General features: G+C 43.1%; 13 protein-coding genes. All 13 read left to right on the top strand.

Annotation, left to right across the window (positions count from 1 at the left end):
- Positions 1-49 precede the first annotated feature (49 nt).
- The 13 genes from GC102_RS23925 to GC102_RS23865 all read left to right on the top strand — a co-directional run bounded on the left by GC102_RS23925 (position 50) and on the right by GC102_RS23865 (position 16,388).
- On the top strand, positions 50-940 hold the full coding sequence (locus tag GC102_RS23925) for an ABC transporter permease (RefSeq protein ID WP_171691721.1): 891 nt from the start codon (positions 50-52) through the stop codon (positions 938-940).
- 18 nt (positions 941-958) lie between these two features.
- Positions 959-1,852 carry a carbohydrate ABC transporter permease gene (locus GC102_RS23920; protein WP_171691720.1) on the top strand — a complete coding sequence of 298 codons (894 nt, stop codon included), beginning with the start codon at positions 959-961 and terminating at the stop codon, positions 1,850-1,852.
- A gap of 72 nt (positions 1,853-1,924) precedes the next feature.
- Positions 1,925-4,003: a DUF5054 domain-containing protein gene (locus tag GC102_RS23915; protein ID WP_171691719.1), complete on the top strand. Its 2,079-nt coding sequence runs from the start codon at positions 1,925-1,927 to the stop codon at positions 4,001-4,003.
- Positions 4,004-4,127: 124 nt separating this feature from the next.
- Complete coding sequence (locus GC102_RS23910) at positions 4,128-5,378, top strand: Gfo/Idh/MocA family protein (RefSeq protein WP_171691718.1); 1,251 nt, start codon at positions 4,128-4,130, stop codon at positions 5,376-5,378.
- Between the two features lie 81 nt (positions 5,379-5,459).
- On the top strand, positions 5,460-5,657 hold the full coding sequence (locus GC102_RS23905; RefSeq protein ID WP_171691717.1) for a hypothetical protein: 198 nt from the start codon (positions 5,460-5,462) through the stop codon (positions 5,655-5,657).
- A complete protein-coding gene (locus GC102_RS23900) occupies positions 5,650-6,408 on the top strand; it encodes a DUF5054 domain-containing protein (protein ID WP_312883375.1) in 759 nt (252 codons plus the stop codon). The genes GC102_RS23905 and GC102_RS23900 overlap by 8 nt, the downstream gene beginning before the upstream one ends.
- Before the next feature lie 274 nt (positions 6,409-6,682).
- Positions 6,683-8,296: a response regulator gene (locus GC102_RS23895; protein WP_171691716.1), complete on the top strand. Its 1,614-nt coding sequence runs from the start codon at positions 6,683-6,685 to the stop codon at positions 8,294-8,296.
- A 24-nt stretch (positions 8,297-8,320) separates the two neighbouring features.
- Positions 8,321-10,075 (top strand): cache domain-containing sensor histidine kinase, encoded by a 1,755-nt coding sequence (locus tag GC102_RS23890; RefSeq protein ID WP_171691715.1) that lies wholly within the window; start codon positions 8,321-8,323, stop codon positions 10,073-10,075.
- Between the two features lie 13 nt (positions 10,076-10,088).
- Positions 10,089-11,084 (top strand): substrate-binding domain-containing protein, encoded by a 996-nt coding sequence (locus tag GC102_RS23885; RefSeq protein WP_171691714.1) that lies wholly within the window; start codon positions 10,089-10,091, stop codon positions 11,082-11,084.
- Between the two features lie 8 nt (positions 11,085-11,092).
- Positions 11,093-12,451 carry an ABC transporter substrate-binding protein gene (locus GC102_RS23880; RefSeq protein WP_171691713.1) on the top strand — a complete coding sequence of 453 codons (1,359 nt, stop codon included), beginning with the start codon at positions 11,093-11,095 and terminating at the stop codon, positions 12,449-12,451.
- A gap of 221 nt (positions 12,452-12,672) precedes the next feature.
- A complete protein-coding gene (locus tag GC102_RS23875; RefSeq protein WP_171691712.1) occupies positions 12,673-13,689 on the top strand; it encodes an ABC transporter permease in 1,017 nt (338 codons plus the stop codon).
- A 15-nt stretch (positions 13,690-13,704) separates the two neighbouring features.
- Entirely contained in the window at positions 13,705-15,213 is a 1,509-nt protein-coding gene (locus GC102_RS23870) for a sugar ABC transporter ATP-binding protein (RefSeq protein ID WP_171691711.1), read from the top strand.
- Between the two features lie 92 nt (positions 15,214-15,305).
- Positions 15,306-16,388 (top strand): sugar ABC transporter substrate-binding protein, encoded by a 1,083-nt coding sequence (locus GC102_RS23865; protein WP_171691710.1) that lies wholly within the window; start codon positions 15,306-15,308, stop codon positions 16,386-16,388.
- Positions 16,389-16,490: the final 102 nt, after the last annotated feature.

Here is a 16,490-nt window from a genome sequence, read left to right as displayed (position 1 = left end):
TTAGTTGTTGAATTTGCGCCTTTCCTGCTTCTTGCGAAGGTGAGCGGGAATGAGGGACAAAAAAACGTTATTACACTATCATCTCATGATGCTTCCCGGCGTCTTGCTGTTATTCGTGTTCAGCATCGTTCCGATGTTCGGAATCGTCATGGCGTTTCAGCGGTTTGTGCCGGGGAAGAAAATTTGGAAGCAGGACTGGATCGGCTTTGACAACTTTACCTTCATGCTGCAAATTCCGGACAGCAAGCAAGTGTTGTTCAATACAATCATCATCGCTTCGATGAAAATCATTGCAGGCATTATCGTACCTGTTACGTTCGCACTTCTTATGAATGAAGTCCGGCTTAACAAGTTCAAACGCACAGTACAAACGATCGTTTATTTGCCGCACTTCATGTCGTGGGTTATTTTAGCAGGCATTATGGTCAACATTTTGTCTTTGGAAGGTATCCTGAATCAAATTCTCGCTATTTTTGGTGTGGACCCAATTATGTTTTTGGCCAGCAATACCTGGTTTCGCCATATTGTTGTTTGGAGCGACGTGTGGAAGGAATTCGGATTCGGCGCCATCGTGTACTTGGCTGCTTTGACTGGCATTAGTCCTGCCTTGTATGAGGCGGCGGAAATAGACGGTGCGAGTCGTTTTCAAAAGCTGTTTTACATTACGATTCCCGGCATTATGCCGACGATCGTGCTCTTGACCACCCTGAGTCTCGGCAATGTGCTTAACGCGGGATTCGATCAAATATTCAACCTGTATAATCCGCTCGTCTACTCTTCCGGGGATATTATCGACACATACGTATACCGGATTGGCATAGTACAAATGCAGTACGGATTGGCCACGGCTGTCGGTTTGTTGAAATCGGTCGTAGCGATTGTTCTAATTGCGATTTCGTATCGATTGGCTTATAAATTCGCGGGCTACCGGATTTTTTAAGCAAGAAAGGAGGGCACTATGGTCAGGTCTCAATCGTTATCCAATCGTGCCGTTGATCTATTTATTTTACTGGTGTTAGCTCTTATAGCGCTGATTTCGCTTTACCCTCTTTGGTACACAATTGCTCTCTCCGTCAGCGAACAAGCCGCCGCGAACGCCGGAAAGGTGACCGTATGGCCGGTTGGGTTCAACCTGACGTCGTATCAAATTATTCTTGGCGATGATAAATTTTTCAGGGCGTTTGGCGTCTCTGTCAAACGAGTAGTTTTGGGAGGGGTGCTTAATTTCTTCCTGACAGTTATCATGGCCTATCCTTTGTCCCTGGAAAATAAGCAGTTCCGCGGAAGAAATCTGTACATGTGGTATCTCGTCTTTTGTATGCTGTTTTCCGGAGGTCTGATTCCCCTGTACATGACCATAACGGCACTCGGCATGCAAAATACGATTTGGTCTTTGGTCATTCCAGGGGCAGTTCCCATTTTCAATGTTATTCTGATTATGAATTTTTTTCGAAGTTTGCCGAAGGCATTGGAAGAAGCGGCGGTCGTCGATGGAGCGGGACCGTGGTATACGCTGATACGCATCTATATTCCGCTTTCATTACCAGCGATGGCAACGGTAACGCTGTTCAGCATTGTCGGGCATTGGAATTCGTTCTTCGACGGAATGATTTTCATGAGTAAGCCGGACAACTATCCGCTGCAGACGTATATCCAGCAGTTGGTCATCACAATAACGCCGGATATGATGAAGGACTTGACCTCAGATCAGCTGATCCAATTGATGAAGGCATCGAACAAAACGTTAAACGCGGCAAAGCTGATGGTGGCGATGCTCCCGATTCTTCTGATTTATCCATTTTTGCAGCGTTATTTCGTTCACGGTATTGTGATGGGATCGGTCAAAGAATAGCGGGGCAAGCGGATTATTGCGAGATCGCGATAGGATTAAGGAGAAAAAATATACGGTTGGAGGCAAGAAAACGTGACAAACATTAAACGGGTTCATGTCATTTTCAAAACGCATTTGGATATTGGGTTTACCGACTTGGCAGAGCATGTGATTGACCGATATATGAATCAGTTTATTCCGCAGGCGCTAGACCTGTCCGAACAATTAGCGAAAGAAGAAGGAAATGTGAAATTCGTATGGACGACAGGTTCATGGCTTATTCACGAATACTTGCATACGGCGCAGCCAGAATTGCGCGTTCGCATGGAAGATGCGCTCCGACAGGGCCGCATCGTTTGGCATGGGCTGCCGTTTACGACTCATACAGAGTTGATGGACGCCAAATTGTTCGAGTTCGGCCTGTCGCTTTCCAAGAAGATGGACCAGCAGTTCGACAAAACGACGATAGCCGCAAAAATGACTGACGTTCCGGGACATACGATCGGGATGGTTCCGATTTTGGCGAGGAACGGTATCCGATATTTGCATTTGGGCGTCAACCCGACATGTAAAAAACCGCATGTACCGCCGGTGTTCGTGTGGCGCGCAGCCGACGACTCGGAAATCATCGTGAATTATGCCGACGATTACGGGAAACCGCTTGAGCTTGACGGTCTGGAGGACGCGTTGTACTTCGCCCATACCGGAGATAACCATGGTCCACCCCCAATCGATGACGTGCGTGCCTTGTTTGCAAAATTGCAGTTGCAATATCCGGGTGCGGTCATTATGGCGTCGACGCTGGATGCATTTGCTGAAAATCTGCTTCCACTCAAGCATCTCCTGCCGGTTATCCGCGAGGAAATCGGGGATACGTGGATTCACGGAGCCGCTTCCGACCCCTGGAGGGTGGCACGGTATCGGGAGCTGCTTCGCTTGAGGGACAAATGGGTGGCATCCGGCAGGTTGGATGAGCAAAGTGAGCAGTACGCGAAGTTTTGCAATCGTTTGATGTTAATCCCGGAGCATACATGGGGATTGAATGAACAAGTTTATTTGGTCGACTATGACCATTACTCTGCAGCCGACTTCGCTGCCGCCAGAGTTATCGATAAGGTAGCCGATGCAAAAATAAGAAAATATGCCTATCTCTTCCGTCCCGCGAAACCGGATCGAACGTACAGCTTCTTTGAAAGCTCCTGGAAGGAACAGCGTGCCTATATCGATCAGGCGTTGGCTGGGCTTAATGAAGAGCTGGTAGCAGAAGCTCAAGCAGCTTTTGATCGGATGCTGCCTGGAGAATCCATCGATACGGAAAATGAGTCAATCAGCCTTGAAGTGAATGAAAGCTACGATTTGGGGCAGTTTCGTGTCAGTTTCGCTCCGGATGGCTCTATCAATCAATTGATCGATGAGAACGGAAAAATGTGGGCAGACGAAAAACACAGACTTGGGACGTATCGATACGAAACGTTCGGAAAAGAAAATTTCGACCGCTTTTTCAACGAATATGTGATCAATTTGAAGCGTAATCATGGTTGGGCGGATAACGACCTTGGAAAGCCGGGGATTGAGTACGCGGAGCCGAAACCGGAGCACCAAGAATATAGTGCGACAATAAGATCACTCTCTCTGGAACGGCAAGCGGATTGCAACGTTGTCCGGGCTGAGCTGAAAATGCCTTCTGATGTCTGCGAGCTATTCGGCGCACCCCGCAAACTGGTCATTGTATACACTTTCCATACCCAGGATCCGAAAATCGATGTCGAACTGCATGCGATGGACAAAAAGGCATGTCGTTTGCCAGAAGCGAGCTGGTTTTCATTCGCGCCGATAACGGATAGCCCGCACCAATGGATGATGGATAAGCTAGGCGAACGGATTTCACCGTTATTTGTCGTAAAAGACGGCAACCGGAACATGCATGGTGTGGGGAGCGGATTGTACTATGAAGGTGCGGAAGGCGGAGCGACAATCGAGACGCTGGATGCTCCTATCGTTTGCCCTGGGGAACGGCGGCTGCTGCAGTTCGATAACACATTTGCGCCACTCGATGGCTGGTTTCATTTTAACTTGCACAATAACGTTTGGGGTACCAATTTCATGATGTGGTTTGAAGACGATATGAAGTATCGATTCCGTTTGACTTTACAGTCGAATAAGATGCGCTAGGATCAAACGAATAATGAAAGTCGGAAAACGAATATAAGGGGACTAATGACGGCAATCAAGTCTTCCTTTATTGTTTTCCTTTTTTATGTAAAATACCGGAAAAATTATAAGAGGAGAATGTCGAATGAAACAGCTTACAGCAATCATGATCGGTGCAGGGGCCAGAGGTGCGGCGTATGCGAATTATGCGCTCGATTATCCGCATGAACTGAAATTCGTTTCCGTCGCCGAATCCAATCCGGAACGGTTGGCCAAATTTGCGGAAAAACACGGCATCCCGGCGGAGCGTCAATATGCATCATGGGAGCAGATTCTCGAAGAGCCGTTGGCTGATATTGCAATCATCTCTACACAGGACCGGATGCATTATCAGCCAACGTTAAAAGCATTAAAAAACAAATATCATGTCCTGCTTGAGAAGCCGATGTCGCCGGATCCTGAGGAATGTATCGAGATGGAATTGGCCGCTAAAGAGAATGGACGGCTGCTTACGATCTGTCACGTGCTGAGGTATACGCCGTTCTGGTCAGCGATAAAGCGGCTCCTTACAGAAGGCCGTATCGGCGAGGTCGTTTCCATCCAGCTTAACGAAAACGTCGGTTACTGGCATATGGCGCACAGCTTTGTAAGGGGGAATTGGAACAACTCTGACAAGTCGAGCCCTATGATTCTAGCCAAATCGTGTCACGATATGGATGTCTTATCTTGGCTGATGGATCAAGCTTGCCTGCGCGTCAGCTCCTACGGCTCTCTGAAGCATTTCCATTCCGGCAACGCGCCGGTGGGCTCTTCGGATACCTGCATCGGCTGTGCAGTGGAAGCTAGGTGTCCATATTCGGCGCCACGCTTCTACTTAGGCGAAGGGAAATCTTGGGCGAGGCATTTTACCGAAGATCTTACGCGGGAAAATATTGTGAAGGGCTTAAAGGAAACGAATTACGGTCGCTGTGTCTACAAGAGCGATAACAATGTAGTGGACCATCAAGTCGTCAACATGGAATTCACGGGCGGCGCCACTGCAACATTCAGTATGTGTGGATTCACTCGACATCAGGAACGGCGTATTCAGATTATGGGTACAAAGGGTGAAATTCGCGGTGAGGAAGGCAAAATTACAGTTATGGATTTCGTTACTCATGAAAACACTGAGATTCAAATCCCAGAACAGACGTCGGGGCATGGGGGCGGAGACAGCGGCATTGTTAGAAGCTTTCTGAAGGAAGTGAGTGGCTACAATGGCAGTGAGAGCCTTACGTCCGCATCGGCGTCGGTACGCAGTCATCTTATGGCGTTTGCAGCGGAACAATCCCGATTAAATAATGGTCAATCGATTAAACTTGATGATTTCTATAAGAAGCTAATCGTTCAGGTGTGAAATTATTAGTTGAAGACTTAAGCGATAGATAGTGGGGAGCGCTGTGCGAACCATAGCATTCGAAAATGCCCCGAGCACCGCATGGACATTTTGACGAAATGGTATAAGACATTGAATTCAGCCAAACTTATCGCAGCGATGATTCCTTTACTTTTGATTTATCCGTTTCAACAAAATATTTCGTTCATGGTATCGTATTACGTGATCAATGGATTAACGAAGGAAGAGCTTTCGCTTATTCGAGAGCTCATGGCTAGAACAACGGGCGTATATTCATAGCGCTGTTCGTTCTTTATCTGAAGATAAGCAACAGGAAGCAACGAAAGCATTCGAGGCATTGATGCCTAAAAAAGATGTATGGCAAGATGGAAAAGATTTAAGTAGTCAAACGTGTTATTCGCTCGGGTTGTTTCAGGTCGAGTTTGAAAATGACGGGTCGATTTCTAAGTTAATAGATGGACATGGAAAAGCTTGGGCGGATGTGCACCGACGTATTGGCAGCTATCAGTATGAAACATTTGGAATGGATCATTACAACAATTGGTTTCAATCGTATGTAGAGAACTGGAGCCAAACGCATTCCTGGGCAGATGCCGACTTTGGCAAACCTGGTATGGAATTTGCCCAACCGAAACCGGAACACAAACAATTTTCACCAAAATTGAACCGTATCTTAACACGCTCAGAAGAGGCATATGACCTTGTTCAGATACAACTTTCCATGACCGAGGAATGTGTACAAATACACGGTGCGCCACGTGAGATTCGCATCGATTATAAGTTCTATAAAGATGAAAAGAAAATAGATGTTGATTTAAGTTGGTTCGATAAGCCGGCTTATAGGTTGCCTGAAGCAAGCTGGTTTTCTTTTGCATTAAAGGTGGATAACCCTAATTTATGGCGAATGGAAAAGTTGGGGGAGAAGATTTCACCATTAGAGGTCGTAAAAAACGGTAACCGAAATCTTCATGCTGTTCATATGTGGTATGAAGAAAATACGAAATTCAGATTTTCTATTAGAATGAGTTAGAAAATACGAAGAAGACGCGAAAATCCAGTGCAATGAAAGCAAAAATAAAACCCGCCAAATCACGGCGGGTTTTATTTTTGCTTTAGAGATCGTTATCATCACTTAGAAATATGACAGTATTCGGCGTATTTTGTATTTGCAAAATCGTCAATTATTTGTACAATTCTCATATCAATTACTTTTTACCATTGGATGCGCTTTCAGCGGGTGGCCTTATTCATGAAACGGTTCCTTTCGCTATTTTGAATGTTTAGAAACGATAATTGGAGGAACTATGTACAAAATAGCTATAGTCGATGACGAGGAGTTAGTACGGGAAGGAATTGAAGAACTCATTCAATGGAAGGATCATGGGTTCGATTTCTTAGGCAGCTTTGAAAATGGTCTTGATGCTTTGGAAGCATTTGAAGAATTTGTTCCTGACGTGGTGTTGACTGACATTTATATGCCTTTTATGGACGGCCTTGAACTAACTCGTCAAATTGTCGACAAATATCCTTACGCCAAGGTTATTATGTTGACAGGCTATGACGAATTCGAATATGTACAACAAGCAATTAAGCTTAGGGTTTACGATTATTTGTTGAAGCCGATTTCTTCCAAACAGCTGAGGGCTGTGCTCGATAAAGTGAAATTGGAGATGGATGAGGAATTTAGGCAGAAAGAGGATTTGAACAAGCTTAAAATTCAACTCAATCTAAGTCTTCCTCTTCTAAGAGAGCGATTTCTTGAATCGATGGTTACTAGCGTGTTAAAGAAAGAAGTGCTGGAAGAGAAGCTGGCCCTTTTTGACATTAAACTTTCTGGGACTTGCTGTATGGCTGTTGTCATTGATGTCGATGACTTTGGTGAGCGAAGTAATTCTTTCACAGCGACCGAGCAGGAGCTAATGCGATTCGCGGTCTATAATATCGTAGAAGAAATCATGGATGAGGAGAAGTGCGGCCTTGTATTCCGCAGTCGTGACGACAAGATCGTCTCTATTCTATTCAGCGAAGATATGAACAGCGTATACACATTGGCTCAAACCCTCTCCGAAGAAACACGTCAATGTGTGAAGAAATTCTTGAAATTTACAGTGACTATCGGAATTGGAACCGCCTGCTCCTCTTTGCACGAAATTGCCTTATCGTATCAAAAGGCGATTGCAGCGTTAGATTATCGCTTTTTATTAGGCAAAGACAATGTGATCTCCCTTTCCGATCTAGAGGGTAATGATCATCGTCCTGCGGAAATTCAGATTGAATGGGAAAAAAAGCTTGTCTTAGTTTTGAAAACAGGCACGGTTAAGGAAGTTAACGTCGTCATTGAAGATTGCATGCAAAATCTAAAACTGTCGCGTATTCCGATGCAATCGTGTATGATCTATATACAAAAAATTAGCGTGACGCTTATGAGTACAATAAATGAATTGGGAGGATTAGAGTTGTTAGGAAATCCGATCAATCCTTTTGCCGAAATAAACACATGTAAGACATTAGACGAAATTGAAATGTGGCTGAAGGAAATTTGTAAAAAAGTAATCGGATGTATTGCAGGAAAAAGAAACAATATATCAAGCCTTAAAGTGGGCATGGCTGAAGAGTATATCATGGGCAATTATTCAAACGAAACCTTATCGGTGAACGATGTATGCCAGCATCTCCAAATGAGTCCCAGCTACTTTGGCACGATCTTCAAAACGCATACGGGGGAAACCCTCATAGAATATCTCACCCGCATCCGGATAGAGAAGGCTATGGAGTTGCTGAAATATACCGATTTGAAAACTTATGAAATTGCTAACAAAATAGGCTATAGGGATCCGCACTATTTTAGCTTAATATTCAAAAAGAAAACAGGTCTTTCTCCAACAGAGTATCGTGAGAGAATCAGCAAAGAGCTGTAGCAAGAGGAGAAAGGGTGAAGTACGATGCGTAGATTTGCGTTTACCCGTATTCAATCGAGTATCGCTGTGGCTTTCTCCTGTCTCATTTTATTGACAATTATCATAATGAGCATCATTTCATATAATTTATCGGCGGATGCAGTTAAAAAAAAATCACAGGATTATACCTCACAAATCATCGATCAAGTAGACAGGAATATTAAATCGTATATTACGAGCATGGAGTACATATCTCTCATGACTCTTAATCATGCGGATGTTAGGACCTTCATGCAGTCAACAAGTAATAACAAGTTGAAAGATGACGACGCAACAAGGCTGCGAATTCGTGATTATTTCCGATCCATACTGAATTCTCGCAAAGATATTACATCTATCATGCTAGCGGGTGATACGGGCTCTTATTTTGTTTCTGACCGCTCAAATGCAAGCTTGAAGCCTAATTTGAATGTAAGCAACCAGTCATGGTTCGATAAAGCGAGGGAAGCACAGGGGCTAGTTGTTATTTCGCCGCCGCATATTCAAAATATATTTATGAATGAATACCGCTGGGTCATTTCATTTAGCCGGGAAATTCGGAGTAACAATGATAAACAAAGCTTTGGCGTTTTCTCGATAGATTTGGACTTTGATGTGATTAACAACATCTGCAGCGACATCAGCATTGGACAGCGAGGTTATATTTTTATTGTTGATGAAGAGGGGAAAGTGATCTACCATCCGCAGCAGCAAATTGTATATAGTAATTTAAAGTCTGAAATGATCGAGCAAGTTCTTCACTCTGAGAATGGCAGCTTCATTACAAATGAAGGCGCAAATAGCCGAATGTACACGACGAAAAATTCCGGGTATGGATGGAAAATCGTGGGTGTCGCTTATTTGGATGAGCTTGTCAGCAATAAGCAGACAATGAAACGCTCATTTCTTCTCTGGGGCGCTCTGTGTATCATGATCGGCTTGGTTTGTGCGGTCATTATTTCACATAGACTATCACTTCCGATCAAACGGCTGGAATCTTATATGCGCGAAATTGAAGAAGGGAACTTCAATATTAGATCCGATCTTACATCGGCGAATGAAATTGGCAAATTAAGCAAACGTTTTAATATCATGATCGGAAAAATAAGTGAGCTGATGAAACAAATTGTGGTGGAGCAGGAGTTTAAACGTAAAAGTGAACTGAAAGCGCTTCAGGCGCAAATTAACCCGCATTTTCTATACAATACGTTAGGTTCGATTGTTTGGATGGCGGAAGGGAAGAAAATGGAAGAAGTTGTGACGATGACCTTGGCACTAAGCAATTTGCTGCGTGCTAGCATAGGTAAAGGCAGTGAACTGATTCCGATACAAGTGGAAATCGAGCATATCACCAATTATTTGACGATTCAGAAGATGCGGTATAAGTCCAAACTGGATTTTCGAATTGACATCGATAAAGAGATTATGCGATGCAAAACACTCAAACTTATTTTACAGCCGCTGGTTGAAAATTGCATTTATCATGGAATTAAATACAAGAGCGGAACGGGGATTATCCAAATTATCGGCGAAAAGTCACAGGATTGCATTTTGCTAAAAGTGCTTGATAACGGTGTAGGAATTGAGCCTGAAAAGCTAAAACAAATATTATTGAATGATCATAGTTTCGAAGACAAAGGTGTTGGTGTGACGAACGTAAATGAGCGAATACGGCTTTATTTCGGGGAACCCTATGGATTAAGCTTCAAGAGTCAGGGTGAAGGAACTGAGGTTACGATTTGTATCCCGATTATCGAATAAGGAAGGCGAAACGATGCTAACAAGAAAAATGGCCATACTCACCATTGTAATACTGCTTTGCACCGCTTTCGTCTTCACGCTGCGTTTTCTTGTTTTTACGCCAGAACAAGCAATAAAGATCAAGCCCAAAATAATCATTGTTTCAAAGACAAGCGATCCGAACGTAGAGTTTTGGCAGACGTTGGCTGCTGGAAGCAAGGTTGCTGCGAAGGAATTCGGGGCGGAGGTAGAAATATTAGCCCCGCGTTTGGAAAATGATGTGGATAGTCAAATAAAAATGGTAGACACCATCCTGAAGTATGGGCCGCTGCCCAAAGCCATTATTTTGGCTCCCATAGATGCTGAAAAGATGACTCCACTTGCGGAAAAAATAAAAAAAGCAGGTGTACAGCTGATCACGATTGAGGCGATGCTAAAAGGGAACCTCGCGAGTAGTGTGATTGTTACGGATCATGTTGTAGAAGGAAAGAAAGCTGGGGAAGAAGCGAAGCGTTTGCTGCCTTCTCGTTCCAGAGTTTTCATTATTAATGATGATAAAAGCTCCCCGGTGCAAATGGAGAGGGAAAAAGGCGTAAGGGAAGCGCTGGCAGTGTATCCGAGCATCCAAATCATGGATACTCATTATATCAATGGAGAAAATGAAGCTTACGAGTTTACCCAACAGCATCTCAGCGGTTCGGATTCAATAGACGGCATCATTACCTTAAGCGAAGCGGGAACTAAGGGTGCAGCTCAGGCAGTGAAGAAACTTGGATTTCCTGGAAAGGTGAAGCTCGTCTGCTTCTCCAGCTCAATTGAAGAGATTGATCAACTTGAAAAAGGAGAGATTCAATCTATTGTTGTGCAAAAGCCGTTTAACATGGGCTATTTAGGGGTGAAGACATCCGTTCAGCTGCTGAATGGGGAGAAAATCAATCCTCAAATAGATACAGGATCCGAAGTCGTAACCAGAGACAATATGTACGACTATGAGATTGAAAAGCTGCTTTTTCCTTTTGGCGAAAGGTAGGGGACCTGATGAGTAAAAAATGGGCGAGGCATATTATTTTTCTCATAGTGATAGGTTTATTGGTTATTGGATTCGGTTCCGTACAACCAGCAACGGTAAGTAAAGGTACGGTGACCGAAACCTCAAACAAGAAAATGTATGAAGGCATCAAACTGAAATCGGCATTGATCGGCGGAGGTACTTACGAGTCTTTATATGAAGCCATTCCTAAGTTCGAGCAGGAGACTGGCGCAAAGGTGGAAATCATATTTAAAGATAATAATTATAATTTGGACAAAAAGCTGACAACCGATTTCACAGCAAATAAAATTGATTATGATGTGATATCAACGCATTCCAATCAAATCTCTGGCTACTCGGATGCCTTAGAACCTTTGGATCATTTATTCACCGAGGATGACCTCAGAGACTTCTCACCTTCGATATTAAACGCGGGCAAAATAGATGCGAAACCGTACATGATACCGCGATTGGCAGATATTAGTGTGTACTATTATAGAACCGATTTGTTTCACGACGAAGCGAACAAAAGTAAGTTCAAGACCGAATATAACTATGATCTGACACCTCCGCAAACGTTAGAACAGTTAAAAGATATTTCAATTTTCTTTGCTAAGCAAGGGAAAGGTCTATCAGGTACACAATTTGCTGGTAAGGAAGAAGCGATGACAGGCCGTTTCATGGAACTGACGCAAGCGTTTGGCGGCGACTTTCTGGATGAAAAGAAAAATGTCATTTTAAATCAAACAGGCGGATTGAAAGCTGCACAATATTTGCGTGATCTCTATGCAGCGGGTGCCATGCCAAAAGGCGTGGTTAACTTCCTTTGGGATGAAGTGGAAAATAACTTTGCAAACGGAAAAATCGCTATCTACTCCGAGTGGCCTGGGTGGTATTCAACGCTTGACGATCCGAAAAGTTCAAAAGTTGCAGGTAAGTTTGACGTTGTTCGTGCGCCAGAAGGTCCAAGTGGCATTCATCCAGGTTGGGGCGGCGTTCACGGATTCGCGGTTACGAAAGCAAGTAAACATAAAGAGGCAGCGGCTGCGCTTATTAAGTTTTTGACAAATGCTGAAAATATGACGAACGAATCCAAGCTGGGTGCAACTCCTGTACGTATATCGGTATGGGAACAAGTATTAAGTGATGCGAAGACAGGAGATGAGCGGAAACAAAACTTCTATAACACATTAAATACAGCTTTAAAAGAGGATTTCCGCACACCTCCGCCTATTAAACAGTGGATTCCATTGTCAAACATTCTATATCCGTATCTGCAGAAAATTATTGTAGGTGATATGTCTCCACAGGAAGGATTAAATGCTGCAGCGAGTGAAATCACGAAAATGTTGGAGCTAACCAGATGAATACATGAACAGGTGCTGCTTTTCTCTTAGAGGAAGGCAGTTTTTTTATTGTGGATAAACGGGGGATCTAATAAGTGGAATTTTAGACCCTCACAGTGGGAATTTCTATTAACAATTGACGGCAGACGCGATAATCTATTCATAGATCATACATGAAACATGTTGAGTGTGTCGAAATATATATGATCGTGCAGCGACTAGAACAACTGGAGGGAAAATGAATGAAAAGCAATACTAATGTCATCATGGAAGCTGAATCCAAATCAAGTAATTCAAGAAAAGGGGTTCTATTATCCGTACTTAAACGAAGTGATACAAGTGTAATCGTGGCTACATTACTTCTATTTATCGTATTTGCAATGGGATCTTCCAGTTTTTTATCTTCTTATAATTTGTTCAACGTTTTTCGAACCACTTCCTTGTTTTTATTTGTTGCTTTAGGTCAAGCGATCGTGCTAGTTATAGGCGGTATGAATTTATCCTTGGGCGCTATTGGAGGACTTTCCGTCGTTACAGCAGGCTATGCCATGCATACTTTGGGGTTACCTGCCCCTGTAGCAGTTCTATTAGCATTATTCGTCGGAGCTTTGGCTGGTTATATCAATGGTATTGTTATTGTTCGATTGAAGCTCAATTCTTTTGTAGTGACGCTGGCGACATCATTTATTTATACGGGTCTTGTTTTTGGCATATCAAAAGGATTCCCTTACACGAAAATTCCTAAAGAGTTTACTTTTATCGGCAGGGAAGGCTTTCTTGGATTACCTTACTTATTCTGGCTTATGATTCTTACGTTAATCGTGTTGTGGTATGTGTTTAAGTACACTGTGATCGGAAGGCAAATTCTTGCCACCGGTGGGAATTTGGTCGCTGCGCGCTATTCGGGAATTAAAACGGATAAGATTATTATGTTGGGCAATGTATTGTCAGGTATTTTTGCTGCTATTGCAGGTGTGTTGTGGATCTCAAGAATGGGATCAGCTACCCCGGCAACTGGAAGTGATTGGATGATTATCTCATTCGCTGTGGCCGTCATCGGGGGAACTGCTCTAAATGGTGGAGCCATAAGCGCAATAGGGCTTTTTGCAAGTTCGTTAATGATCGCGCTGATTAATAATGGACTAATTATGCTTGGTGCCAATGTCTATTATGAACAAACTTTCCTTGGAGCTATTATCATGCTTGCGGTCATGGCGGAGAGTTTAAGACTCAAATATAGTTCAATTCGAAAGAGATAAGGGAGGAGGGATTACATGCTGGAATTAAGGGGTGTTAGTAAATCCTTCCCAGGAGTTAAGGCGCTCGACAATGTTTCAATTACATTCCATCCTGGAGAAGTTCACGCGCTATTAGGGGAGAATGGAGCAGGGAAAAGTACACTAATTAAAATTATCTGTGGCCTGTACCAGCCTGACGAAGGCGAGGTTATTTTGAACGGAAAGAAAGTACATTTTGCAAGTTTTCGTGATGCATTGGAAAGCGAAATAAGTATTGTAAACCAAGAGATACAAGTTATTCCCCAATACAGTATCGCTGAAAATATTTTTATAGATAAAATTAGCAAATTTGCGAATGCAGGAATCATCAATTGGAAACAGATTAATGCGGAAGCAGCCAAATATTTGAAGATGGTCGGCTTGGACATGGATCCTACAACCATTATTTCAGGATTGAGTGCAGCGCAAAAACAACTGATTCAAATCGCCAAAGCGTTATCTTCTAATGCAAAGGTTTTGTTGCTCGATGAACCCACTTCCTCACTAACGAAACATGAAGCCTTAAAACTATTTACACTTGTAACTAAACTAAGGAACCAAGGTGTTGTACTTATATTCGTATCACATAAACTTGAGGAAGTTTTATCGCTCAGTGATAAAGTATCTGTCTTACGTGATGGAAAGTATGTTGGTACCAAGGATCGAATTAATTTGACCAAACAAGATATTGTGAAAATGATGATTGGTCGAGAAACCAAAGATCATTATTTGGGGCAGCTCGATATTAACCAGAGCAATAAAGTTCTTGAGGTTAAGAATTTAACGCAAGCAGGGCGATTCAACAATATCAATCTCGACTTGCACGAAGGTGAGATATTAGGATTCTATGGCCTTGTAGGATCCGGAAGAACGGAACTCGCCAAGATTTTGATCGGCGAGGATACGATGGACGCTGGTGAAGTGGTGATAGGCGGCAAGAAAGCATCCATTAAAAGTATGGCGGACAGTCTATACAAATATCGCTTGGGGTATGTATCCGAGAACCGCAAAGAAGAAGGCCTCATTCTGGAGGAAAGCGTAAAAACAAATATTGGAATAACTATCTGGAGTAAAATTGTTCAACCGATGATCCGAAAAATTAGTTTGAAATCGGAAGAATCCGCAGCACAGCAGATGATAAAAGCACTTAATATCAAAGTGACCGGTCCAGACGATATTGTTGGCGGACTGAGTGGCGGCAATCAGCAAAAAGTAAGTATTGCGAAGTGGCTCGCTGCAGGCTGCGATATTTTAATTATCGATGAACCGTCAGTTGGCGTTGATGTTGGGGCCAAGGAATATATTCATCAGCTGATTTGGAATTTAGCGAAGGTCGAGAAGAAATCGATTATTGTCATTTCATCTGACCTGCCTGAATTGTGTACGCTCGCAAGACGAATACTTGTTTTTAGAGAGTTTCAAATTGTGGGTGAACTGAATGATATTAATGATAGACCTTACTCGTATGAGGAATTAAGCGACAGAATTGGTCAATATTTAGCTTAGCACGTGCATGATGCTGAAATGGGAGTAAGCAAGCTCACTGCCATTTTACATAGTAATGAAAAGGGTTTCAAAAGCCAAAGGAGGAAAAACAAATGGGAAAAACAACAAAAAGGGGCCTTGTTTCACTTGTGGTATTATCGCTTACAGGAACACTGCTAGCTGGCTGCGGTGCATCCAAGGCAGTAGACAATTCGGCGACTTCAACAACGAAACCGACTGCTACAGAGGCGGCTGCCAAAAAAACAGATTACAAATTAGGTTGGTATGCATCCGCTCCGCACCCGTATTTTGAAGAAGTGAAAAAAGGCGTGGAAGCTTTTGAGAAAGACTTCGGCATTAAAGTTGAGAAACAAATCGGCCCCGACTGGAAGCAGCCGAGTGAAACCGACAATGTACAAGCTTTAGCAGCCAAAGGCGTCAAATATTTCTCCATTTATCCATCTGACGGCAGTGGAGCAAACGGATTGTATGAAGAATTAACGAAACGCGGAGTCAAGTTTGTCAACTTCGGCGCATCTACGGTTCAACCAACGACAGCATCGTTCTTTGTTGGAACCGACGCTAAAGCGGCAGCAATGGTCGCAACAGAGAAACTGATCACTTTGATGGGTGGCAAAGGGAACATTATTAACGTTCTTGAAGTGTTGGAAGACTCGAACACCATTTTACGTAAACAAGGTATAGAAGAAGTTGTTAAGAAACACCCTGATGTAAAAATCATTCAAGAGATTTCCGGCATGAAAAGTACAGAAGAAGCGGTTCAGAAGGTTGACAGCGCAATTGCTGCCAACATCGATAAAGTAGACGGTATTATTGCTACTGGATTTACCCCTACGGTTGCCATTGCTCAGGTTATGAGTGATTACAAAAGTAAAGGCAACAAGCGGACTATTCATTCTATTGGCATTGACACGGATCCAATTGTTGTTAAAGCCATCAAAGATGGCACGATGGACGCAACAATTGCACAGAATTCCTTCGGTGCAGGCTACTTGTCCATGCTGTTGTTAAAAGAAATGGCTGACGGATGGGTACCCAAAAAAGATGCATACGCAGTCGATGGCGGTATTGTTGTTGTTACGAAAGACAATGCTGATACGTTCCAAAACGATATTATGAAAGTAACCAATGATCTCAAAGCTAACTTAGAGACAAAGTACTTGGAGAAAAAATAAAAGTTTTTAAGAGATGTTCTTTGAAAAAGTGCAAGCGTGTTTATTCTTCTGGATGAGCACGCTTGTATTTTTTATATCCTAAGCATAAGTAATGTGGTTACT

The sequence above is a fragment of the Paenibacillus germinis genome (genome assembly GCF_013141785.1).
Taxonomy (GTDB): domain Bacteria; phylum Bacillota; class Bacilli; order Paenibacillales; family NBRC-103111; genus Paenibacillus_E; species Paenibacillus_E phytorum.
This window is presented reverse-complemented; position numbering and strand designations above follow the sequence as displayed.